This window comes from Bradyrhizobium sp. LA6.8, assembly GCF_040547935.1.
Lineage (GTDB): Bacteria > Pseudomonadota > Alphaproteobacteria > Rhizobiales > Xanthobacteraceae > Bradyrhizobium > Bradyrhizobium barranii.
This window is the reverse complement of the sequence record NZ_JBEPQQ010000004.1, coordinates 659,984-682,197: the sequence shown is the minus strand read 5'-3', so window position 1 is coordinate 682,197 and position 22,214 is coordinate 659,984. Positions and strand designations below refer to the sequence as shown.

General features: G+C 60.4%; 19 protein-coding genes. 16 read left to right on the top strand and 3 right to left on the bottom strand.

The features are described 5' to 3' along the window. The first annotated feature begins 49 nt into the window (after positions 1 to 49). The 3 genes from ABIA90_RS23340 to ABIA90_RS23330 are packed head-to-tail and all read left to right on the top strand — an operon-like array spanning position 50 to position 3,092. A complete protein-coding gene (locus tag ABIA90_RS23340; RefSeq protein WP_354119266.1) occupies positions 50 to 1,204 on the top strand; it encodes an 8-amino-7-oxononanoate synthase in 1,155 nt (384 codons plus the stop codon). Next, positions 1,201 to 1,833 (top strand): dethiobiotin synthase, encoded by a 633-nt coding sequence (gene bioD, locus ABIA90_RS23335; RefSeq protein WP_354119267.1) that lies wholly within the window; start codon positions 1,201 to 1,203, stop codon positions 1,831 to 1,833. The genes ABIA90_RS23340 and bioD overlap by 4 nt, the downstream gene beginning before the upstream one ends. Further along, positions 1,830 to 3,092 (top strand): adenosylmethionine--8-amino-7-oxononanoate transaminase, encoded by a 1,263-nt coding sequence (locus tag ABIA90_RS23330; RefSeq protein WP_354119268.1) that lies wholly within the window; start codon positions 1,830 to 1,832, stop codon positions 3,090 to 3,092. The genes bioD and ABIA90_RS23330 overlap by 4 nt, the downstream gene beginning before the upstream one ends. A 1,068-nt stretch (positions 3,093 to 4,160) precedes the next feature. On the opposite strand, the gene ABIA90_RS23325 is transcribed toward ABIA90_RS23330, so the two are convergent. After that, positions 4,161 to 5,549, bottom strand: a complete 1,389-nt coding sequence (locus tag ABIA90_RS23325) for a hypothetical protein (protein ID WP_063984876.1) — start codon at positions 5,547 to 5,549, stop codon at positions 4,161 to 4,163. A gap of 1,174 nt (positions 5,550 to 6,723) precedes the next feature. Continuing rightward, a complete protein-coding gene (locus tag ABIA90_RS23320) occupies positions 6,724 to 7,653 on the bottom strand; it encodes a LysR family transcriptional regulator (RefSeq protein ID WP_354119269.1) in 930 nt (309 codons plus the stop codon). A 178-nt stretch (positions 7,654 to 7,831) separates the two neighbouring features. Between ABIA90_RS23320 and ABIA90_RS23315 the strand changes: the two genes are divergently transcribed. The 11 genes from ABIA90_RS23315 to ABIA90_RS23265 all read left to right on the top strand — a co-directional run bounded on the left by ABIA90_RS23315 (position 7,832) and on the right by ABIA90_RS23265 (position 17,628). After that, the gene (locus tag ABIA90_RS23315; protein ID WP_224517487.1) at positions 7,832 to 8,713 is read left to right on the top strand and encodes an HpcH/HpaI aldolase/citrate lyase family protein; all 882 of its coding nucleotides are present in this window, start codon (positions 7,832 to 7,834) and stop codon (positions 8,711 to 8,713) included. Continuing rightward, on the top strand, positions 8,706 to 9,929 hold the full coding sequence (locus ABIA90_RS23310) for a CaiB/BaiF CoA transferase family protein (protein ID WP_085400549.1): 1,224 nt from the start codon (positions 8,706 to 8,708) through the stop codon (positions 9,927 to 9,929). Before ABIA90_RS23315 ends, ABIA90_RS23310 begins: the two co-directional genes overlap by 8 nt. Next, a complete protein-coding gene (locus ABIA90_RS23305) occupies positions 9,926 to 10,867 on the top strand; it encodes an allantoinase PuuE (protein ID WP_071909851.1) in 942 nt (313 codons plus the stop codon). Before ABIA90_RS23310 ends, ABIA90_RS23305 begins: the two co-directional genes overlap by 4 nt. After that, positions 10,864 to 11,583, top strand: coding sequence for a cysteine hydrolase family protein (locus ABIA90_RS23300; protein ID WP_354122474.1), 720 nt, complete (start codon positions 10,864 to 10,866; stop codon positions 11,581 to 11,583). The genes ABIA90_RS23305 and ABIA90_RS23300 overlap by 4 nt, the downstream gene beginning before the upstream one ends. Then, a complete protein-coding gene (locus tag ABIA90_RS23295; RefSeq protein WP_071909853.1) occupies positions 11,580 to 12,824 on the top strand; it encodes an ABC transporter substrate-binding protein in 1,245 nt (414 codons plus the stop codon). Before ABIA90_RS23300 ends, ABIA90_RS23295 begins: the two co-directional genes overlap by 4 nt. Positions 12,825 to 12,876: 52 nt before the next feature. Continuing rightward, a complete protein-coding gene (locus tag ABIA90_RS23290; RefSeq protein WP_354119271.1) occupies positions 12,877 to 13,764 on the top strand; it encodes a branched-chain amino acid ABC transporter permease in 888 nt (295 codons plus the stop codon). Next, complete coding sequence (locus ABIA90_RS23285; protein WP_071909854.1) at positions 13,761 to 14,642, top strand: branched-chain amino acid ABC transporter permease; 882 nt, start codon at positions 13,761 to 13,763, stop codon at positions 14,640 to 14,642. Before ABIA90_RS23290 ends, ABIA90_RS23285 begins: the two co-directional genes overlap by 4 nt. Then, entirely contained in the window at positions 14,639 to 15,385 is a 747-nt protein-coding gene (locus tag ABIA90_RS23280; RefSeq protein ID WP_354119272.1) for an ABC transporter ATP-binding protein, read from the top strand. Before ABIA90_RS23285 ends, ABIA90_RS23280 begins: the two co-directional genes overlap by 4 nt. Continuing rightward, positions 15,385 to 16,095 carry an ABC transporter ATP-binding protein gene (locus ABIA90_RS23275; protein ID WP_085400557.1) on the top strand — a complete coding sequence of 237 codons (711 nt, stop codon included), beginning with the start codon at positions 15,385 to 15,387 and terminating at the stop codon, positions 16,093 to 16,095. Before ABIA90_RS23280 ends, ABIA90_RS23275 begins: the two co-directional genes overlap by 1 nt. 42 nt (positions 16,096 to 16,137) lie before the next feature. Then, the gene (locus tag ABIA90_RS23270; RefSeq protein WP_071909857.1) at positions 16,138 to 16,896 is read left to right on the top strand and encodes an SDR family NAD(P)-dependent oxidoreductase; all 759 of its coding nucleotides are present in this window, start codon (positions 16,138 to 16,140) and stop codon (positions 16,894 to 16,896) included. A gap of 168 nt (positions 16,897 to 17,064) precedes the next feature. Beyond that, positions 17,065 to 17,628: an HpcH/HpaI aldolase/citrate lyase family protein gene (locus ABIA90_RS23265; protein ID WP_166344246.1), complete on the top strand. Its 564-nt coding sequence runs from the start codon at positions 17,065 to 17,067 to the stop codon at positions 17,626 to 17,628. A gap of 588 nt (positions 17,629 to 18,216) precedes the next feature. Here the strand turns inward: ABIA90_RS23265 and ABIA90_RS23260 are convergent. Then, positions 18,217 to 18,492, bottom strand: a complete 276-nt coding sequence (locus ABIA90_RS23260; protein WP_207794595.1) for a hypothetical protein — start codon at positions 18,490 to 18,492, stop codon at positions 18,217 to 18,219. Between the two features lie 693 nt (positions 18,493 to 19,185). Here ABIA90_RS23260 and ABIA90_RS23255 point away from each other — a divergent pair. Together ABIA90_RS23255 and ABIA90_RS23250 are read left to right on the top strand one after the other, a co-directional pair. Next, positions 19,186 to 20,973, top strand: a complete 1,788-nt coding sequence (locus ABIA90_RS23255; RefSeq protein ID WP_354119273.1) for a PHA/PHB synthase family protein — start codon at positions 19,186 to 19,188, stop codon at positions 20,971 to 20,973. Between the two features lie 375 nt (positions 20,974 to 21,348). Beyond that, complete coding sequence (locus ABIA90_RS23250; protein WP_354119274.1) at positions 21,349 to 21,810, top strand: hypothetical protein; 462 nt, start codon at positions 21,349 to 21,351, stop codon at positions 21,808 to 21,810. The last annotated feature ends 404 nt before the right edge of the window (positions 21,811 to 22,214 follow it).

The following is a 22,214-nucleotide window of genomic DNA, read 5'->3' as shown; positions in this document are numbered from 1 at the left end:
CGCGCGGCGTCATTCGCCGCGCGACGAACCACCACCCTGTGAGCGAAACATGAGCGTAATCCAGGCGGCGAAAGCCGTCGACTACGCCGCGGCCTTGCACGCCCTGAGCAAGGACGATCGGCTGCGCGGCCTCAAGCCGCGCGCGGGCATCGATTTCGTATCGAATGACTATCTGGCGCTCGCGAACGCGCTACGCATCAAGCACGCGGTCTCGGCCGCGCTCGCAGCCGGCACGCCGATCGGCGCCGGCGGGTCGCGGCTGTTGCGCGGCAATTGCGAGGAGCACGAACGGCTGGAGGCCGAGGCCGCAGCGTTCTTCCGCGCCGAGACCGCGCTGTTCTTCGGCGGCGGCTATGTCGCCAACTTCGCCGTGCTGACGACGCTGCCGCAGCGCGGCGATCTGCTCGTGCTCGATTCGCTGGTGCACGCCAGCATCCATGAAGGCGCGCGGGCCGGCCGCGCCGCGTTCCGGTTCAGTGCGCACAATGATCCGCAATCAGTCGAGGACACCATTCGCGCCTGGCGCGCCGAGGGCGGAACGGGCCGGGTCTGGATCGTGGTCGAAAGCGTCTACAGCATGGACGGCGACGTCGCGCCGCTCGACGACCTCGTCGCCATCGCCGAACGGCACGACGCGTTCCTGATGGTGGACGAGGCGCACGGCACCGGCGTCTACGGCGAACAGGGCCGCGGGCTGACGGCGCCCTATGAGGGGCGCGACAATCTCGTGGTCGTTCACACCTGCGGCAAGGCGCTGGGCGCCGCCGGCGCGCTGGTGACGACTTCCGCCGTGCTGCGCGATTTTATGGTCAATCGCTGCCGCCCGTTCATCTTCGCCACCGCGCCGTCGCCGGTTGTGGCCGTCGCCGTGCGCGAGGCGCTGCTGATCCTGCAGCAAGAGCCCGAGCGCCAGCAGCGCCTCGCAGAACTGGTTGCGTTCACGCATCGCGAGATCGATCTGCGCGGCTTGAACAGTCCGTCGCGTTCGCAGATCGTGCCTTATACCGTCGGCGACAATGCGCGCGCGATGCAGCTTGCCTCAGTGCTGCGTGCGCGCGGCTTCGACGTCGGAGGCATTCGCCCGCCGACCGTGCCGGCGGGCACCGCGCGGTTGCGGATTGTGCTGACCCTCAATGTCGACGAGGACGACGTGCGCGCGCTGCTCGACGCGCTCGTCGAAGAGACAAAGGGCTGGTCGCGATGATCAGCCGGATCGTGGTGACCGCAACCGATACCGGGATTGGAAAGACCATCTTCTCCGCGGGTCTCACCGATTTCCTCGGCGCGAGCTACTGGAAGCCGGTTCAGTCCGGCCTCGAGGAAGAGACCGATGCGCAGTTGGTGGCGCGGCTTGCGGGTCTCGCGGCCGATCGCATCGTGCCCGAGCGTTACCGGCTTCGCACGCCGGCTTCGCCGCATCAGTCCGCCGCGATCGATGGTGTCCGCATCAATCCTGCCGCGCTCGACGTGCCCGACACTTTGAACCGGCCGCTGGTGATCGAGGGCGCCGGTGGGCTGATGGTGCCGCTGAACGACGACACGCTCTTTATCGACATGTTCGAGCGATGGCGGCTTCCGGTCGTGCTGTGCGCTCGCACGGCCCTCGGCACCATCAATCACTCGTTGTTGTCGGTCGAGGCAATGCGCAAGCGCCGGATCGATCTTCTCGGGATCGCCTTCATTGGCGAGGGCAATCCTGAGAGCGAGCGCGCCATCTGCGAAATGGGACGAGTACGCCGGTTGGGCCGGTTGCCCTGGCTGTCTCCGCTCGCTGCTGACACGCTGCAAACAGCTTTCAACGCCTCGTTCCGGCGCGACGAGTTCAACCCATGATGTCACTTCAGAAATCGCCAATCTGGCACCCGTTCACCCAGCACGCGCTGCACGATCAGATGACAAGGATCGTGCGCGGGGAGGGCGCCTATCTCTACACCGCGGATGACCGCCGGATCATCGATGCGATCTCATCGTGGTGGGTCGTGACCCATGGTCATTGCCATCCGCATATCGTGCGTGCGATTCAGAACCAGGCGGAACAGCTCAACCAGATCATCTTTGCCGGCCATACTCACGATCCGGCCGAAGAGGTTGCGGCGCAACTCCTGAAGCTGGCGCCGCGTGGGCTGGAGTATGTGTTTTTCTCCGACTCCGGCTCGGCCAGCGTGGAAGTGGCGATGAAGATGGCGCTCGGCTACTGGCACAATATCGGCGTGCCGCGCACGCGGATCATCGTCATGCAGCATTCCTATCACGGCGACACCGTGGGGACGATGTCGGTCGGGGCGCGCGGCGTCTTCAACAAGGCTTACGAGCCGCTGCTGTTCGACGTCACGTCAATCCCGTTTCCCGGCGCGGGTCACGAGCAAGCGACGCTCGATGCGCTCGAAGCTGCGTGCGAGACGGAAACCGCGGCCGCGTTCATCGTCGAGCCGCTGATCCTGGGCGCTGGTGGTATGCTGATGTATCCCGGCTGGGTGTTGAAGGAAATGAAGCACATCTGCGACGCCTCGGAAGTCCTGTTCATTGCCGATGAAGTCATGACCGGCTGGGGGCGGACCGGCACATTATTCGCGTGCGAGCAGGCAGACATCACGCCGGATATCGCCTGCTATTCGAAGGGTCTCACCGGCGGATCACTGCCGCTTGCGGTAACCCTTTGCCGTGCCGACATTTTCGATGCGCACTATTCCAGCGATCGTGCGCGAACATTCTTCCATTCTAGTTCTTACACAGCGAACCCAGTCGCTTGCGCAGCAGCCCGGGCGAACCTCGAACTTTGGCAGCAGGATGCGCGCGAGCGCGTTGCGTCAGTCGCAGCAATGCAAGAACGCCTTATTGCGCCCTTCCGGGCGGATGCACGCTTTGGAAGTGTCCGCCGCATCGGGACGATCACCGCTCTTGATGTGAAGGGGAGCGATGTGGGTTATCTCGCAAGCATCGGCCCGAAGCTTCAGGCCTTCTTTGAACGTCGAAACCTGCTGCTGCGGCCGCTGGGTAATACGGTCTATGTGATGCCGCCCTATTGCGTCACGGAGCCGGACCTCGATGAAATCTACGTTGGAATCAGGGCTGCTGCGGAGGAGTTGGCCTGACGGTGAGCTTGCGCTCCTCTGCTTGCTCGCTTTTGAGGTAACCGCTGAGGTTCGCAAGCGTCTAGCTTGAAGACGCCTGTCCGAGGTCTGGAAAATAGGCTTCATCTCATTCGGTGTAAGCGTCCCGGCCGCCGCGGTTTCTATCGAATACCGTCGACCGCGAGACCTTGCCACGCTGATTTGAATCCACCATTCGACAATTTCCGAGTTTAGGCGGACGATCGGAGAAAGTATCGCAGATTTGGCCATGTGGGGAAAAGCGGTAGCGTCTCCCGACTCGAAACCCCCGACCGCTTGCAGGGCGGGTATCGCCTTGAGCGAGATGCCCCGCGCAGTCGCGAGACGTGATCCCTGCAGGCCTAGAACGATCCTGCGTAGAACAAAGCGCGCTTCAACCTGCGGCGATACTGTGGCCGATGGGCCAGCCTGACCTCGCTTAGGGCAGGGCTCCTTTTCAGAGGGCCGGGCCAAAGGGCACTTTTAAGCGCGAAATGCACCAAAGCTTGCTGTTCTCCAACGTAACCAGTTGAAATCACCGCAATGCGAACGCCCTCCGAGCGCACCATAAACTCAAAGCGGCGATACCTCGTCGCAAGGGGCTTCATACTGGGCAAGCATCCAGATCGGGAAGTTCTTTGCTATCACAGCGCTTGAGACGAACGCCCGCTGATGCGTCTGAGCGATAGCGAAAAAGGGATTGGAGGCTAAGCTACATTTCTGCTTATCGAGCGACAGGAGACCGCTGTCTCTTAATCGGACACCGTCAGCTTTTGACCCAAAGCCGACCTCTGCTGAGATCCGCTATTGCGCCGCTATCAGGGGCACAGCGGACCTCATACGCGCCCTGACTGCCGGGCGTTCTGCGAGTACAAGCCTCGGTGCGCCTCGTGAAACCGGCTCAAGAACCTTCAGCCGTTTCGCTGCGCGGCTGGCGGATGGTTTCCTCGGGCGTGCCGATCCTCGGCCATGATGCCGGCATTCATGAAGCCGACGCAGGGTCGAGACATCGGACGAAGGCCATCTCGTGCGTGACCAGCATGATGATGCCTTCGGCGCTTCTGGCCCCGGTCACCCCTTGGCAGCCACGTACCCATAAAAATTCATAAGAAAGTCCCGAACGGCGAGGGGCTTGACGGCACCGGTTTTTTCCTGCGGATGCGGTATCACGTAGTCTCCATCGCCATACGAGAAGACCTTCGCCTTCACGTACCCGTTCATCACTTGTATCTTCTCGCGCAGCACGACCCAGTGCATTGTAAACGCGGAGCCTTTATCGGACTGGTCGTCATAGTCGATCATATTGGCGCTTATGAAGAGACATACGCGATATCCGCTGTCGAGCAGCCGGTTGGCTTCGTTTACATCGTCGATGTCTTTGTTGTATCGCGAAATGTTGGTATTCTCCCGCACGTCCCGGTATCCTGCCTTGCGAAACCATTGCTCCATTTCGCTCGGCAGGGTGACACCCGCAAGATCGCTGATCTTGCCTGTGTCGTCGAAATCGAGGAACCAGTTCTCCGAATCGCGTATGGAGGCGCATGTCAGCCAATCGACGTGGTCCAGCGACCAAGGTGGCGTGAAGTTCCTCACATCCTTTCCCGGCTTGATCAGCAGGCGGCCAAGGTTCGCCTGCCCCTTCTGATAGAGATCGATCGCGAACCGCGCGTAAGACCCTGGCTTGTCGGACGCGTAGCCGAACATCAGGGCGGATGGCCCGCACAGACTTCCCTGATCTTGATTGATGAGGCTCGGCTTCGCAATGCGCCTGAGAATACCTATGCCGACGCGGTGTGGGTCGAGCTTCGGAAAGAACGTCGTCCTCGTGTTTTTCAGGAAATCGCAGACCATTTCCGCGGCTAGTTTTTTCTGGTCGGAATTGAGGTCGTACGGTCCGATCCCGCGCTTCTCCTTGTATTCTTCTCCGACGAAGAGCGTGATGAGCTTTTTCGAGGTGGGGGAGAGCGTTCTGGAGGTGTTCGCAATGGTGGTCAGGTCGTCCAGCTCGAATGCGGTGACCATGCCGTCTGCGACGGTAGCCCGGATGATGTCAACGATCTCTGCGTAGTCCAGCTTTGAATCGTCGATGAGGCCTTTGCGAAGTGCAGCATCGACGGAAGGAGTCGCGATTGCGTCCCATTGGCCCTTTGGCAGGGCGGGCTTGGCAGCCGCCTTCGTCGACAGTTCAACGAGCCGACTGAATGTCGGGCCGGCAGGCCGAACATAGCCGTCAGGCGTGCCGGGAAAGTTCTTCTTTTGGAAGTACAGAATCGAGTTGTAAAGGCCGTCGCTGGCATAACCGGTCACGACCATCTGTGGTTTAAGCGTGTTCTCGGCGCCGCCGTCGGAAATGGCGATCTTGTTGAGCAGCGAAATGACCAGCTCCTGATCCTTTTTCCAGTTTTGGCAGCTGCGCCCTGTCGTCGCGAACCGTCCGACCTTGTCTTTCAACTGCAGCATATCGCGCCTCCCCGGAACGGAATGCTGCCTCGAACGTCCTAACATGCAGCCGAGGCAGGCGCTGTGGCAAGTCTTCCCGCTGTAGGGTTGGTCGCCCCTGCCGTCCCTTGTGTTCATTCGCAAGGACAGCGGTCGCCCTGTGGCGAGGTTCACGAATGCGTTATGTCTGCCTATCGAGGTAGACCGGAATTCGTCGGCGCACCGCTAGAATGTCGCGAATGGCCCTTAGCGGACACGAATGGCGTTATGGCTGACTTCCGCTTTACCGGAGATGGCCGACGTCATCGCCAGAGGCGGAGACTGCTTCTGTCGGCCTCTCCGTCGGCCGGAAAGGCGACGATCGTCGATGGACTGTCTCATCTACTCATCAGTGGGCGAGCTTGCCTGACACTCTCACGAGCTCTCTGCACGAACGAAAAGTGGACGTATCTGGTGCGGTTTCTGGTGCGGTCGTTGAGGGCAACGAGGAGCAAGTAAGCTAGTGATATTCTTAGTGGGCCCGGCAGGACTCGAACCTGCAACCAGACCGTTATGAGCGGCAGGTCAGCTTCGTGATTCTCCCGCGTTTTGTTCAAGTCCAATTGCTTTCGTTACGTTTGGTTGACGTCGTTTCCGGTACGAAACTGGTGCGGTGCCTCTGGACGTCGATTGCTAGACGTCTCTGTGTATTGAGACCTCGCTCACCGATCGACGCGCGGATCCCTGCTTCGTCGTGATCGACCCGGAGTCGCAAACCCGATGACCGGCAACTATTAGCGCAGATCCGTCGAAGAGCTCCTGGCCATCACTTTGCGTGACCGACCACGCTCCTATCTCGCTCGGGTGTGGACCGGGTGGGCACGGTGGAGTCTTCCAACGTGTTCAAGCCACCCTCGCGAGCGTACTCGCCAGCCCCGGAATAAGGGAAGGATCGTCGGTCAAAAGCGACCTTGAAGCCGAAAGAGGTCTAGACGATCCCTGTCGGGTTTCAAAGGAGTGACGGGTCGCAAGAAAACGGCAGGAGATGGTATCGTAACCATGGGGCAGTGCAAATTCGAGCTTTCATCCAGACTAACTCAGCGAAGCTGGGCCGGAGAACAAAGCGATGTTTCGAAGGCAAAAGGGCAGATCGCACGCGCATGTTGGCGTAGATTGCGACGGGCTGTCGAATGCGCATTTGCAACGCGAAAAGCCCTCAAGCCAACCTAGCTCCAAGCCACTGACCGCCAGTCACCAATTCCTGGGCAGCCTCTTCCACTACTGCCACCACGGTGGCCGCTGCTGGAGATAAGGCTGCTCCCGCCGCCTGGCACAACACAATGGTACGATGGCAGCCCCCCTCCGCGAAGGGCATCGCCCGAATACGGCCCTGGTCGGCATCCATGCGAATGCAGCCGCCTGGCAGCAGCGAGACGCCAAGCCCGGCTTGTACGCATTGCGTGATCAGGGCGATGGCGTCGACTTCGTGTTTGACGTTGAGCGGCAGGGAGCGGGCGCGAAAATGTCCTTCTGCCGTATGGCGAAGGCCATTGCCGACCGACGGAAGGATAAACTCGTGCACCGAAGCATCCAGGAAGGAGATATGGGTCTGACGGGCACTCAGGTCGGCTGAGGTCGGTCCGACAAAAAGAAGCTCCTCTTTCAGAAGTTGCTGGCAGTGCAGGCCCGATGCTGAGCGCGGTTCTGCCATTACGGCGAAATCCAACTTTCCCGCTCGGATATCGTTAACCAGCAAATGGGTGTGCTCTTGCTTCAGCTCCAGGCGAACATCGGGATAACGCGCCGTAGTGAGCTGCAACAGAGGCAAGGCGAGCACCGTCATCAAGCTGTGCGGTAGTCCGACGGTCACTACACCCGACGGTCGTTCGATCGATTTGCGTACATCGTGCCGGGCCCGGTCGAGTTGTTTAAAGACAATCTGACAGTGCTCGTAGAGCCTGGCCCCTGCTTCCGTCATAGCAACACCCTTGGCCGAGCGTTGCAAAAGCACTGCACCTAGTTCTTGTTCGAGCGACTGGATGCTCTTGGTCAAGGCAGGCTGGGCTACGTGAAGACTCGCAGCCGCTTTGCTGATGCTTTTGGCCTCGACGACGTCGACAAAATATCGAAGCTTGCGAAGGTCCATGGCTGCACGTTTTAGTTGTTTAAGGCCATTCCTTGCAGGAATGCCCCTCTAACAACATTATATTTGCCGAACAAGCAATCTAAGGATGGAATGAAGCGGCTTTCCGGAAAAGCCAACGCGAAAACGGGGGCTCGCTGGACGGCGAGGTATAACCCGCTCTCATAGGTAGGTCGTGGCGATGTCTGCTACCCGTTCCCCGTCGATGCGAAGCAAGCTCTTCGTACCGGGTTCCCGTCCCGAGTTGTTCGACAAAGCGTGGCAATCGGCCGCCGATGCAATCTCGTTTGATCTCGAAGATGCCGTGGCGGAAGACCGCAAGATCGAAGCGCGCGACTACGTCGCGAGGGCGCTTGAACGTCGCACAACGTCGGGAAAGGTTGTGATTGTCCGCATCAATCCCTGGGGCGAGCCTTTCTTTGCCGACGATCTTGAGGCGGTCGTGCGACCCGGCCTCGACATCGTCAATCTTCCGAAGGTCGAAAGTGCCGAAACGATCCTGGAGACGGCGCGCCTCCTCGATCGGCTCGAGCGCGAAAACGGTATCGGCCGCCGCGTTGGCATTCTCGCCAATATCGAAACCGCGCGAGGCCTTCGTGTGGCGGCCGAGATCTCGTTGTCCCATGAGCGGGTTATCGGCTTGCAGCTGGGCTTCGGCGATCTGTTCGAACCACTTGGAGTCGAGCGTAGTCCGCTTGCGCTGGCACCGGTGCGGCTGGCTGTCCGGCTTGCCGCTGCCGAAGCCGGTATCGACGCCTTTGACGGAGCATTCGTCGGCGTGGCGGATGGCGAAGCGTTCCGTATGGATGCTGAAGCCGGCCGCGCGTTAGGTCTTGCGGGAAAGAGTTGTATCCATCCCAGTCAGATCGACATCGCCAACGCGGTATTCTTTCCGCGCCCCGCGGAAATCGAAAATGCGCGGCGCATCGTCGCCAAAGCCGAAGAGATGCTCGCGCGCGGGGTCGGGGCGTTCATGGTCGATGGCGTCATGGCCGATGGACCATTTATCGACCGGGCCCACGCAGTGCTGAGAATCGTCGAAGGGGCGGCCCACCATGCCTGAAACGATGAAAACCGAACGCGCCATGCCTGCAGCCGCAGGCCCTCTGAAGGGTTTGCGCGTCATTGATTGCGCGACGCTGTTCGCGGGGCCGATCATCTCGACGCTCATGGGCGATTTCGGGGCCGACGTCATCAAGATCGAGCACCCGAGCGGCGATCCGTTACGGAACATGGGCGCCAAAAAAGAAGGGCACGGCCTCTGGTGGAAGACCACTGGGCGCAACAAGCGTTGCATCGCGCTCGATTTGAAGACCGCCGCGGACGCCGAGATCTTCAAGGCGATGATCGTCGACGCGGATATTCTCGTGGAGAATTTCCGAACCGGAACGCTTGAAGGTTGGGGGCTTGGCTGGGACGTGCTCTCAAAGATCAATCCCCGGCTTGTGATGGTGCGGGTGACCGGCTTCGGCCAGACCGGGCCGTATAGCCGACGCGCTGGCTTTGGCACGCTGGCGGAGGCGATGTCCGGCTTCGCCCATATAACCGGCCAGCCCGATGGCCCGCCGACTTTGCCGCCATTTGGGCTCGCCGACGGCATTGCGGCCTATTACGGCTGCTTTGCGGCGATGTTCGCGATTTACGAACGTGACATCGGCGGCAGCGGCAAGGGCCAGTATATTGATCTTGCCATTTACGAACCAATCTTTGCCTTGCTGGGACCGCAACCGATCATCTTCGACCAGCTCGGTGTGATCCAGAACCGCACTGGAAATCGTTCGGTCAACAATGCGCCGCGCAATGCCTATCGTACGCGTGAGGGGCGCTGGGTGGCGCTTTCGGCGGCGACACCCAGTATCGTCAAGCGTGTGCTCGACCTGACGGGGGGCCCGGGTACGGCGGATGATCCGCGCTTCCAGACCAACCTCGACCGCATCAAGCATGTCGAGGAGATAGATCGGATCGTCGGTGGCTGGATCGCCAAACATGATCTGCCCCAAGTCCTCGAGACCTTTGAGCGTGTCGAGGCCGCGATTGCGCCAATCTATGATGTTGAGCAAATCTTCGGCGATCAGCAATATATCGCGCGAAACTCGGTGGTCTCGGTACCGGACGAGGATCTCGGCCCGGTGCGGATGCAGAACGTCTTCCCGGTGATGTCGCGCACGCCCGGCGCTATCCGTCGCACCGGCGCACGGATTGACCAGGATCGCGACGAGATCATTGATGAGTTGCGGGCCGCAGGCCGGCTCCCTGCACAGGGAGAGGACAGAGCATGACAGGCGTCTGGCGGCCAAGTTCCGAACATCCGCGTGATTTCGTAGGTTACGGCCGAAAACGCCCCGATCCGCGCTGGCCTGGCAACGCCCGGATCGCCGTGAATTTTGCGATCAACTATGAAGAAGGGTCGGAATACAGCGTTCCCGACGGCAGCGGTCGTACCGAGCTTGGCCTTGCCGAGGCCCCGGGCGGGCGGGTGCCGGCCGGACAGCGCGACCTCGCGTTCGAGACCATGTACGAATATGGCAGCCGGGTCGGAATCTGGCGGCTGTTCGATCTATTCCAGGAACGGCAGTTGCCCGCAACGGTGTTTGGCTGTGCTGTCGCGCTGGAACGCAATCCGCAGGTAGCGGAGGCCATCGCTGCTTCGAATTTCGATGTCTGTTGTCATGGCTGGCGCTGGGAAGAGCATTTCCGCCTGAGCGAAGAGGAAGAGCGAGAGCGCATCGCGCGCGCGGTTGCTTCTATCGAGCGCACGACCGGCAAGCGGCCGCTCGGCTGGTATTGCCGTTTCGGGCCGAGCGAGAATACGCGCCGCCTTATCGTCGAGGAGGGCGGCTTCCGCTACGATTCGGACGCCTACAATGACGAGCTGCCTTATTGGGTCGAGGTCGAGCGCAAGAACCATCTTGTCGTGCCCTACACGATGGATGCCAATGACGGAAAGTTCGCGGCTCCCTCCGGCTTTTCGGCGCCCGACGATTTTGAGGGCTATCTGAAGTCGACTTTCGACCAGCTTTACAGGGAAGGCGCCGAGAAGCCCGGGCTGATGTCAATCGGCCTTCATCCGCGCATCACGGGACGGCCGGCAAGGGCGCGGGCTCTGGCGAACGTCCTCGACCACATCCTCAAGCATGACCGCGTTTGGGCCTGCAGGCGCCTTGATGTCGCCGAGCATTGGCACGCCCACCACGCACCCTCCGAGGATGACCGATGAACAACACAACCGGCACGCAGATCTGGGATAGCTATTTGGGTGAGGCCGACCGCGCCGTATTGGCGAGAGGGCGGTTTGCACAGCGGATGGGTTTCGGCGTGAGGCCCGCAATCGTAGTCATCGATGCGCAACGCTACATGGTCGGCGAGCGCGGCATTCGCGACGAGCGCTATCCCTCGTCCTGCGGTGAAATAGGATGGGCGGCGGTCGATCGGATCGCGACCATCCTGGATGCCGGACGAGCGGCGGGCGTTCCGGTGTTCCTGACCCGCTTCGCCCTCGACGCCAGCGGCAATGATATTGGTGTCTATGGTCGCAAGCGCGCCTTCATGAAGGAGCGCGATGACTGGTGCATCGACGGAACGATGGGCGCTGAATTGCTGCCCGAGGTCGGACCCAAGCCAGGAGATATCGTCTTCGTGAAGAAGAAGCCGAGTGGTTTCCACGGGACGCCACTGCTCGGTTATCTGGTCGAACGCAATATCGACACCGTGATCGTGCTCGGCGGTGCAACCAGCAATTGCGTGCGCGCTACCGTCTTCGACGCCGCTTCCTACAATTACCGCGCGATCGTTCCGGCCGACGCGGTGTTCGACCGGTTGCCGATCTCGCACGCGATCAGCCTCTTCGACATGGATCGGCAATTCGCCGACGTGACGGATGCGGCCACCGTCATCGCCAGACTGCAGAAACACAGCAAGGGGGATAGACAATGAAACGTCTCGTATTGGCGGCTCTCGTGTTCGCCGCATCGACCGTGTCCGCGGGCGCGCAAGAGACGTGGCGCATCGGGGCGCTCTACCCCCTGACAGGCGGCCTGGCGCTGCTCGGTAATGAAAATCTCAATGGCGCGCGTATCGCTGTTGACATGATCAACGAGAAAGGCGGCATCGCCAGCAAGAAAGTCGAACTCGTCCAGGGCGATGCGTCGACCCCGGACAAGGCGCAGTCGGAGGCCGAGCGCCTGTCCTCGCTCGAGAATCTGCAGATCATAACCGGTACTTATTCGAGCGGGCTGTCTTACGCAGCAAGCCAGGTGGTGGAACGCCGCGGCGGATTGTATTGGGAGACCGGCGGCATCGCCGACGGTTTGACCAAGCGCGGTTTCAACGGCTATTTCCGCCTCGTGTTCACGGCGAGCTCGAACGGGCAGCTTGCCGCCAGTCTCGCCGCGAGCGCCATTGCGCCGCGTCTTGGCAAGAAGCCTGCCGATCTCACCGTGCTCATCGTTCACGAAGATTCGGATTACGGTACCTCTGTTGCAACCGCGGCCGAGACAAAGGCCAAGGACCTCGGCTTCAAGGTCGCGGGGCGTCTGCCATATAAAGCCACGACCACCGATCTCGCCCCGCTCGTGCTGCGCATGAAGGCGAGCGGCGCTGACATCGTCATCGCCTCGTCCTATGCCAATGACGCGCTGCTGATCCAGCGCCAGATGAAGCAGCTCGGCGTTAATGTCGGGGCTTTCATCGGTACCGGCGGCATTTACGGTCTGGCGAGCTTCGGTGAAGGATTGGGGAGCGCCGTTAATGGAATCTTCGACACCGAGGGGTCGGCGGGGATCAATCCGGCGGCGCTCTCAGAGGAGGCGCGGACGCTGCTCGCCGAGTTTCAGAAGCGCTTCCAGGCTAGTCAGGGCAAGGCGCCATCCTACGTCGGAACCCAGGGCTTTGTCGGCACCTACATTTTGCTCGACAAGGTGCTGCGCACGGCAGGCGTGACGGATCCCGCCAAGCTGAAGGAGGCAGCGCTTGCGCTCGACATTCCCGCCGGCGGCACCTCGCTCGGCTGGGGCGTCAAGTTCGCCAAGCCGGGTAGCGAGATGCAGGGGCAGAACGAGCGTTCCTTCCCGGTCGCGCAGCAATGGCAGGATGGAAAACTCGTCGTGGTGGCGCCGGATAACCTCAAGACCGGCGATCCGGTGTTGGTGCCGCTCCAGACTTGGGACAAGCGTTGATCTGGCCGCGGTGGCTGGCAATGCCAGTCATCGTCCATAGCCGGGATACAAGATGCTGGACATCCTTCCTCAATTGCTGGTCTCGGGCCTGCTCATCGGCGGTGTCTACGGATTGCTGTCGATCGGCCTGACATTGATCTTTGGTGTCTTGCGGATCGTCAATTTCGCGCAAGGCGAGTTCATCATGCTCGCCATGTTCGGCGCCTTCTGGCTCAACACGCTGTGGGGAATCGACCCCTATGCATCTATCCTTATCGTCACACCGGTCCTGTTCGGGCTTGGCTTGCTTGCCGAACGCGTGGTGATCAAGCCGATCCTGCACGCGCCACATGCGATGCAAATATTCGCGACCTTTGGCCTGTCGGTGGTACTTCAGAACGTTGCCCTTACCTTCTGGGGCCCTGACTACCGTTCGGTTCAGACGGCCTATTCCTCGCAATCCCTTATCGTCGGGAATGTCGCCATCTCCGTGAGCTCACTTTACGCCTTCATCGTCGCGTTTTTGATGGCGGGAGCGTTGATCGCGTTTCTGCAATTGTCGCGCGACGGCAAGGCACTGCGCGCCATGGTGCAAAACCGGTATGCCGCTTCGCTGATGGGGGTGAACACGCAGCGGCTGAACCGGCTGGCGTTCGGCGCCGGCGTTGCCTGTGCGGCGGTGGCAGGCTGCATCCTGACGCCGATGTTCTACACGTTTCCAACCGCAGGGGTCGATCTGATCATCACTGCCTTTGTCGTAGTCGTTCTCGGAGGGCTCGGCAGCGTCGCCGGCGCCATGGTTGGAGGGCTGATCATTGGCGTCACCCAGACGCTGACAGGCTTCTACGTCTCGGTCGAACTCAAGGACGTCATGGCGCTTGTGCTGTTCATCCTGATTCTGTTGATCCGTCCTCAGGGACTATTCGGCCGCGCTGGCATGGAAGAGGTCGGCACCAAATGAGCGCGTTCTTCAATGACTACTACCTCAACATCGCCGTGATGACCTGTCTCTGGGCGGCCCTGTCCGGCGCCTGGAATTTGATGGCGGGTTATGGAGGACTGGTGTCGCTCGGACAGTCGGCGTTTTTCGGTATCGGCGCCTACGTCACTGCGATTGCCTTCACCAGATACGGGGTTTCGCCCTGGCTAGGCCTGATCGCTGGTATCTTTATTACGACCGGGCTTGCCGTCGCGATCAGCTGGCCTTGCTTTCGGCTGCGGGGAGCATTCTTCTCGCTCGCAACGCTGGTCTTCCCGATCGCGATGGAAATCGTCGCCAATAACTGGAGCGATCTCACGCGCGGCCCAAGCGGCATCGCGATCCCGTTCCAACCGGGTATCTCTACATTCATCTTCAGCTCGCGGTGGGCTTATCTCGTCGCGGCCTTCGCGCTGATGATGACAGTCTACGCGATCACCCGCTGGATGCATCGCGGCAGGCTCGGCCTCTATCTGATCGCTGTTCGCGACGACGAGGCAACGGCGGCCAGCATGGGTATCAAGACGGTCAAGGTAAAGTTAATCGTCACCATGATCAGTGCTGCACTCACAGCCGTCGGCGGCTTCTTCTATGCCCAGTACATCCTGTTCCTCGATCCGCCGAGCGTGTTCTCGATCAACATTTCAGTGCAGATCGCGCTTTTGAGCATCATTGGTGGGCTTGGCACACCGCTTGGCCCGATCGTGGGTTCGCTGGTGATGACTCCGCTCGATGGGGTGTTGAGCCAGTTCTTTGGCGGCGGCCCCCGGCTATTGATCTATGGCGCCGTGCTTCTCGGGACTGTGCTGTTGGCGCCCAGGGGTATCGTCGGCACACTCAAGGCATGGCGCCCCACATGATGGACACGGCCAGCCGATCTCTTGGTAAGGAACTGTTGCGCGCGAGCGGGCTTGTACGCCGCTTTGGCGGACTCGTCGCCGTGAACGAGGTGTCGCTGAATGTGACCGACCGCGAGATCGTTGGGCTCATCGGTCCAAATGGCGCTGGCAAGACATCGCTGTTCAATATCCTGAGCGGTCAACTTGGGCCCGATTCCGGCAACGTCAGTTTCGCCGGCCAGGACATTACCGGTGCTTCTGCAAGTGTCTGCGCTCGCGCGGGCATTGGCCGTACGTTCCAGATCGTCAAGCCCCTCGTCAGCCTGACGGTGCATGAGAATGTCACCGTCGGCGCGCTGCTGAACTATCCGCTGGCGACGGCACGCGAAAAGGCCGCGGAGATCATCGGCCGCGTCGGCATGCGTTCGTTGCTCGACCAGCAGGCGGGCAGTCTGACCTTGGAGTCCCGCAAGCGGCTAGAACTCGCGCGCGCTCTCTCGATCGAACCAAGGATGTTACTGCTTGATGAGATACTCGCCGGGCTCAATGCTTCGGAAATCAACGAGAGCGTTCATTTGATCCGCAGCTTCGCGCATCAGGACGGCCTCGCCGTCATCATGATCGAGCACAATCTGCATGCCGTGATGTCGCTCGCCGACAAGGTCGTAGTGCTCGACTACGGGCGCAAAATCGCCGAGGGCAAGCCGGAGGTAGTGGTGCGAGACCCCGCTGTAGTGGCAGCTTATCTCGGAAGCGACGACTGATGGCGCTCGATGTAACCGATCTCAGTGCCGGCTATGGCGACGTTACCGTATTACGCGGCGTCACATGTTCGGTATCAACCAACAGCGTTGCTGCATTGCTCGGCGCCAATGGTGCGGGGAAGACCACCACGCTGAACGCGATCTCCGGCCTGCAAGCGAATGTCTCCAGCGGTACGGTCCGGCTCGAAGGCATCGATATTACGCGTATGCCGGCCCATGAGCGCGTCGAGGCGGGCATCGCGCATGTTCCGCAGGGTCGCCAACTCTTCGCCTTCATGAGCGTGCGCGAGAATCTTGAACTCGGAAGCTACGCACCGCGGGCGAGGGGACACGAGAAGGACGCGCTTGACCGGGTCCTTTCCATTTTTCCCCGGTTAAAGGAGCGGCTTGGCCAGCAGGCTGGGTCGCTGTCTGGCGGTGAGCAGCAGATGTGCGCAATCGCGCGCGGCCTGATGTCGAGGCCTCGCTACCTGCTGCTCGACGAGCCCTCGCTCGGCCTGGCTCCCATTGTGGTCAAGCAGGTTATGGCCGTCATCGGCCAGATTGTGGCACAAGGCATCGGCATTCTACTCGTCGAGCAGAATGTCGCCCTGGCCCTCAAGCAGGCGCAGTACGCTTACGTGCTGGAGCACGCCAGGATCGCGATCGAGGGCCCTGCCGCCGCTCTCCAAAACGATGATCGGGTCAGAAAGGCCTATCTCGGACTTTGAGCTCGCTTGCGAGTATCAAGTCACGGCAAAAAAGGGAAAACCATGGATCTTAAGCTCGCCGGCAAGGTCGCGCTTGTCACCGGTGCCAGCGTCGGCCTCGGCCGCGCGATCGCGCAGATGCTCGCTGAAGAGGGATGTCGTCTCGCAATCGTGGCCCGGCGAGAAGACCGCCTAAGAAATGTGGCGGACGAGATTGCGGCTTCTGGACGCGAGCGGCCGTTGATGATCGTCGCAGATGTCACACAGCACGACGCAGCCGCGCGTATCAGAGATGAGGTGCTTGCCGCTTTCGGCCGCCTCGACATCCTCGTCAACAATGCTGGCGGTTCGCGGCCATTCGACGGCCTAGGCACGCGTCAGCAATGGGATGAGGCTATGGCGCTTAATTTTCATGCCGGTCGGGAACTCGCCCATGCCTTCGTGCCCATGATGCAGGCTCAGAAATTCGGTCGGATCATTAATCTGACCGGAGGCGATGAGCCGTTGGCGTTGAATGGTGGCATTCCGCCCAATGGAGCCACCCATATCTGGGCAAAGTCGCTTTCCCGTGTTGTCGGCAAGGATGGGATCACGGTCAATTCGATCCCGCCCGGCCGGCTACACTCCGAGCAGATCGATCAGAAATTATTGCCGACCGAGGAATCTCAGCGCAAATGGGTCGCGGAGAATTGTCCTGCTGGCTATATCGGCGAGCCGGAAGATCTCGCAGTGCTTGTCGCCTTTCTTGCTTCGCCACTTGCCCGTTACATCACGGGCCAGGTAATCCACGTTGACGGAGGTGCGCGACGCTTCTCGCACTAGGTCAGGTTCGTGAATATTTGTCAGATCGAAGGCATGAACTCATTGCCACCGCCGTGACCGGCGTCGTCAAGAATATGCAGCCTAGTGGTCGTCCATCGCTTGTGCAGTTGCCAGGCCGTGGACAATGGTCCGCTGATGTCGAAACGACCGTGGATCAGGGCGCCGGGAATGCCGTTCAGCGACAGGGCGGCGCAGATGCATGCCCTGGATGCGGCGATCACCCATTGGGAACGAGAGCTTAAAATAGCAACGAACAGCACCGATATCCTGCCGGTCTGCGAAACGGCCCGCGGCGTGGTCGAGGTGTGTTCGATCGCCGCGAGCAGCCCCCGAATCCGGTGCGCCTTGCTAGGAGCGGAAGACCTCTCCAATGATCTGTGCGCCGAACGAGGCATTGACGCGGTCGAACTGGACTACGCACGCCGGCGGTTCATCCTGGAAGCTCGCGCGGCCGGCATTGAACCGATCGATGCCCCTTATACGTTCAGCGACGTTGAAGGTGCGGTCCGCGAGGCTGCGTTCTCACGTCGTCTCGGCTACCGCAGCAAATCCCTAGTGCGTCCCGCGCACGCGGTTGCGCTGAACGCGGTCTTTACTCCAAGCGCGGACGAGCTGGCGCGTGCGTCTGCAATTGTCGAGGGCTTCGATGCCGCGCGGAAGCGCGGCGAAGACCGCGCCCAGATCGACGGGCTCTGGATTGAAGTGCCAACATATCGCAACGGCGCCGACTGATCGAGCGAGCAGAACGATTGGGATAAGGAGCCGGATGGGTCTCGCGCAGCCGACCAAGGCCATAGCGGAACCATCGTCTTGCAACTCGAACGGTGCTCGCCCGTTGCAGCCCGTCAGCAAAAGGCCGCAGCGGCTTGCGACGCTGCGGCCCCGCCGGGTCAAAAAAATACGTGAAATATGGTCCAGCCCCGGCGTCGACAAAGCTACGCCCGAGGTTTTTGCGCCGCAAATAGAATCGGTGCGTCGCTTACCGAACGAGATTAGCTGTTACCGCTGGACAACTAAAACCTCAGGAACCTTGACCTAGAGGTCGGTCGAGGCTTGCGGGTTAATTTAGGTCAACTATCTGGTGCGACAGGCTGCCGCGCCGACAAAGTCCTCCCTTATCGATTTCTCCAGTATGCTTGGCTTGCGCTCGGCGGGGCGTGCTTCACGAGGGATGGAGCGGCCCCGGCGCTTGCCAGCCCCTGCCGGGGTCGCTTCCCTAGTGAGAGTCCACGCTCATCCGAGCTGTGACACCGGCCGCAAGCGGCGCAACGGTATGTGCGCCAAGCCAAGAGAGCGACCTTCCGAGTGCGCAAAGCGACTTCAGTTGCGCAGCCGAACGCGCGACCGCTTGACGATGGACGATACGACCCGATCGTAGGTTTCTAGTGCTGCCTCGGTCGCCAACTTGACCATTTCGCGATAGGCGATTTCGTTCATTTGAGTGAAACTGTCCCGGATCGCTTCAGCCAACTCTTCATCGGTGACCGATGATCGATTTTGATCTGCTTTTCCCGTCAGGCGGCTATACAAATTGAGACGGTAGACTTCAGCCGAAATTTGCCAGACCCAATCTTCGGGATTTAGCTGTTCTGTCATCACCGCAATGCAGGATCCGGAGGGTGGTAAGTCATTGCAGCGGGGATCAGATAGCTGATGAAGATCGGTCTAAACACCAACCCATGGTTGGACCAATATGCTGCTCTGGTTGCACCGCTGTTGTTTGGGGCTTCGTAGACGATGTCCGTTATTGGTAACCTATTCCACACGCAAGCATCATCGCTTTAGTTGTTCCCTGGACTCCGCTGTGTGTCACCCTGGCGACCCAGCGTTCGGCGATCTGCTCAACCGATCCTCTCCGGTGTCGGCGAAGCGGCAGCGTATCCCTCCGATCGCCATACGCCTTCGCATGGGCCAGGTGCGATCGAGACCAATTATCGGCACGTTCCATTTGGGGCGGCATCAGTGCTGACGAGGCAAAGGCGCCTCATAGACGTTGGACAACCTCTTACATTGGAGCCGCAATCACAACCGCCCCAGCGGCGATCGGATATTTTGGCGGCCCTCGCGCCTAGACGCCCGGGTGACTTTTTGCAGAGCACAATGTACTCGAATTTGTGCGGATCGCCGGACGAATCCAGGCATCTACATGTGATGCTCAACGTTGATCGCAGCACAAGGAAACTTGGCTTACGACCTCACGTTAATCCAGCCATCCGCGGGATCGACCGCCTCTTCGCTGGCCTTCGATCCCAGCGGTGCTACTCTTTCGAAAAACGGAGGGAGGAAGACATGGGAGATCGACCGACGCAACCTACGTGGGATCCTTTTGTTCTCGCCGGCCAACTGCACTCGGTCGCGAAGCAGAGCCAGTTGTTGATGCAGCGGTTCGCCACATCCCAAGCCGACGCCACGAAGGTCGGCATGGGAGACACCTCGACGCTCGGGTTTGATTTCGTCGATCTCATGACAAGAATGATGTCGGACCCGACGCCGGTGGCGAAGGCCCAGATCAACCTCTTCAACGAAAGCATGGCGGTTTGGAAATCGGCGGCAGAAAGCATGTGGCTGACGCGGCCTTGCGAGTCCGACAAACCCAAGGACAAACGTTTCAAGCATCCCGACTGGACCGAGAACGCAGTCTTTAACTACGTGAAGGAAAGCTATCTGGTCGCCGCCAAGGCAATCCTTTCGACCGTCCGAGACGTCAAGGGCATGGACGACGCCACTGCTCGAAAGGTCGACTTCTACACGCGTCAGTTCGTCGACGCCATTTCTCCTTCGAACTTCGTCGCCACCAATCCGGAGGTGCTCAAAGCCACGCTGGAGACCGGAGGACAAAACCTGCTCCGCGGGCTGGACAACCTGCTTTCCGATCTCGGTCGTGGCGAGGGTCGCCTCTCGATCACGATGACCGACATGAAGGCTTTCCGGCTCGGCGAGAATATCGCAACGACTCCCGGGAAGATCGTTTTCCAGAACAACCTGATGCAGCTTATCCAGTACGCTCCTTCGACAAGCGACGTACGCAAGCGGCCTCTCCTCATTATTCCGCCGTGGATCAACAAGTTCTACGTCCTCGATCTTCAGCCGAAGAATTCGCTTATCAAGTGGGCGGTCGACCAAGGCCATACTGTCTTCGTCATCTCCTGGGTCAATCCGGACGAGAAGCTCGCTGAGAAGGGCTTCGAAGACTACATGCGCGAGGGTCCAGTCGCAGCCCTGGATGCAATAAAAAGGGCGACCGGCGAAGAGCAGGTCAATGCCATCGGATACTGTCTTGGGGGCACTCTGCTCGCCTCAACGGCCGCCTACCTGGCCGCGAACGAAGACGACAGGATCGCAAGCGCAACCTACTTCGTGACGCTGGTGGATTTCGCGGAAGTCGGTGATATGGCCGTCTTCATAGATCAGGAGCAGCTCGCAACGCTCGAAAGGCGCATGCGCGAGCGCGGATATCTCGACGCTCAGGATATGGCGACATCATTCAATATGTTGCGGGCCAACGACCTGATCTGGTCCTTCGTCGTGAACAACTACTTGCTCGGCAAGGAGCAGCTCCCGTTCGACCTACTGTTTTGGAACTCGGACTCCACACGGATGCCCGCTGCCATGCATTCATTCTACCTCCGGGCAATGTATCTGGAAAATCGTCTTTCCAAGCCCGGCGGCATCACGCTCGCTGGTACCCCGATCGACCTGTCGCGGATCAAGATCCCGTCGTTCATCCTGTCCACGCGCGAGGACCATATCGCCCCATGGACGTCGACCTATGCGGCGACGCGTCTGTATTCCGGTCCCGTCAAATTCGTTCTGTCCGCCTCCGGACACATGGCGGGAGTCATCAGCGCACCGGGCAGCAAGTATGGCCATTGGACGAACGATAACTTGCCGCCTACCCCCGACCAGTGGTTCGCAGATGCAACCAGTCATCGGGACTCCTGGTGGCCCGTTTGGGACGAGTGGGTGAGCCGCCTGGATCATCAGCGCGTTCCCGCGCGCGAACCGGGCGGCGGCAATTTGCCGGTCATCGAGGACGCTCCTGGCTCCTACGTGCGCGTGAGAGCGGTAGCATCCTAGCTGATCCGCACACGCGCAACTGCTCCGACGAAAATCAGTCGGCGACGACGGCGGCAATTTGACTTCTTCACCGGCTCGGATATGTCTCAGTCGCAACGGCAGTGCTTACGAAGGCCCCTGTACTGTTCTAGGCTCTGGCTCGGCCATCCCTGCGTTGGGGCTGCCCAGCTGATCAACCACCTCGGCGCTGGCGGGAGGCATGTGGATCTTTCCGCGATGCGAGCCCCCGGGCAACTGTCTAGCTGCGCCGGGCAGTCATCGCGGAACGAAATCGGGGCCAAGTCTCTTTCTGTTAACCGCGCCAGCCCCTGAGCCATAATCTCGGCTGATTCCGGCCCGACCCTGCCAGGGCTGAAGGGTGGGGACCCGTCGAAAGTGATCAGATTTTTTGCCTTGGGAGTGGCTGGCCTGGTGGCGCTGGGTGCTGTTGCGGCGCTTGGTCGAAGCGCTGCTCCGGTCGCCTCCGCTACAGTCGCGCCCGAGATTGTGAGCTACCCGGTTGTATCCGGTACCAAGGGTGACCGACTGCTCGCGGCCCAAAAGGAAGATGTGGCGCTTGCCGTTTCCGCCGCGGCAACGATAGATCCGAAACCGACACCCGAGGTCGTCGTAGCGACGCCTGCTCCTCAAGCGAAGGCCAAGCCGAAAGAGCCAGCCTTCATTCCGCGTCATTGGCACGATAACGCCGCTTCCGGCTACCAAATCCGCAAGCGCAGTGCTGCCGAGTCAAAAGACGCTCAATCCAAAGCGATCGAGAGACCAAAACAGAGCTGCAGCCAGGACGGGCTCAGTCCGCTGCTTCGAAAGCTCAATCTGCAACCGAACTGCGAGCTTTGATCTCCGCAACGGCCGGAGACAGCCCGCGCGGCCGGTTGTCGAAGTTGCAGACGCGCGCGTTCGGATCGGACAATGCAGAAGCGGAGCGTACCCTTTCGGGCATCAGCATGGGCGGCGGCTATTCGACGATACGCGAGCAGCGAGAGCGCCACGATCAACGTCTTGCCAAGGCTGCGGAGCCAGAAGAGCTTAGGCCTGCAATCGAGCAGAGCGGCGATCGTGACCGAAAAAGGCCGAGACCTCTAGGAGGTCTCGGCTAAGTGCGGGAGGAAACGACCATTCGCCCGGTATATGACCAAGCCCGTAGTCCGCGACGGAGCACTAAAATCTAGATGTGCCGTGATCGCGCGACGTGCCGCTTTCGCGTGTCAATGATATTTGACGAGCTCGAGCTCGTGAGATTT

Excerpts from the sequence above, each read along its gene's own strand:
- ABIA90_RS23280 (WP_354119272.1), top strand. The coding sequence starts at position 14,639 with ATGATGGACACGGCCAGCCGATCTCTTGGTAAGGAACTGTTGCGCGCG.
- ABIA90_RS23315 (WP_224517487.1), top strand. The coding sequence starts at position 7,832 with ATGTCTGCTACCCGTTCCCCGTCGATGCGAAGCAAGCTCTTCGTACCG.
- ABIA90_RS23305 (WP_071909851.1), top strand. The coding sequence starts at position 9,926 with ATGACAGGCGTCTGGCGGCCAAGTTCCGAACATCCGCGTGATTTCGTA.
- ABIA90_RS23330 (WP_354119268.1), top strand. The coding sequence starts at position 1,830 with ATGATGTCACTTCAGAAATCGCCAATCTGGCACCCGTTCACCCAGCAC.
- ABIA90_RS23300 (WP_354122474.1), top strand. The coding sequence starts at position 10,864 with ATGAACAACACAACCGGCACGCAGATCTGGGATAGCTATTTGGGTGAG.
- ABIA90_RS23295 (WP_071909853.1), top strand. The coding sequence starts at position 11,580 with ATGAAACGTCTCGTATTGGCGGCTCTCGTGTTCGCCGCATCGACCGTG.
- ABIA90_RS23340 (WP_354119266.1), top strand. The coding sequence starts at position 50 with ATGAGCGTAATCCAGGCGGCGAAAGCCGTCGACTACGCCGCGGCCTTG.
- ABIA90_RS23290 (WP_354119271.1), top strand. The coding sequence starts at position 12,877 with ATGCTGGACATCCTTCCTCAATTGCTGGTCTCGGGCCTGCTCATCGGC.
- ABIA90_RS23325 (WP_063984876.1), bottom strand. The coding sequence starts at position 5,549 with ATGCTGCAGTTGAAAGACAAGGTCGGACGGTTCGCGACGACAGGGCGC.
- ABIA90_RS23260 (WP_207794595.1), bottom strand. The coding sequence starts at position 18,492 with ATGACAGAACAGCTAAATCCCGAAGATTGGGTCTGGCAAATTTCGGCT.
- ABIA90_RS23265 (WP_166344246.1), top strand. The coding sequence starts at position 17,065 with ATGCCGTTCAGCGACAGGGCGGCGCAGATGCATGCCCTGGATGCGGCG.
- ABIA90_RS23275 (WP_085400557.1), top strand. The coding sequence starts at position 15,385 with ATGGCGCTCGATGTAACCGATCTCAGTGCCGGCTATGGCGACGTTACC.
- ABIA90_RS23255 (WP_354119273.1), top strand. The coding sequence starts at position 19,186 with ATGGGAGATCGACCGACGCAACCTACGTGGGATCCTTTTGTTCTCGCC.
- ABIA90_RS23310 (WP_085400549.1), top strand. The coding sequence starts at position 8,706 with ATGCCTGAAACGATGAAAACCGAACGCGCCATGCCTGCAGCCGCAGGC.
- ABIA90_RS23285 (WP_071909854.1), top strand. The coding sequence starts at position 13,761 with ATGAGCGCGTTCTTCAATGACTACTACCTCAACATCGCCGTGATGACC.
- bioD (WP_354119267.1), top strand. The coding sequence starts at position 1,201 with ATGATCAGCCGGATCGTGGTGACCGCAACCGATACCGGGATTGGAAAG.
- ABIA90_RS23270 (WP_071909857.1), top strand. The coding sequence starts at position 16,138 with ATGGATCTTAAGCTCGCCGGCAAGGTCGCGCTTGTCACCGGTGCCAGC.
- ABIA90_RS23320 (WP_354119269.1), bottom strand. The coding sequence starts at position 7,653 with ATGGACCTTCGCAAGCTTCGATATTTTGTCGACGTCGTCGAGGCCAAA.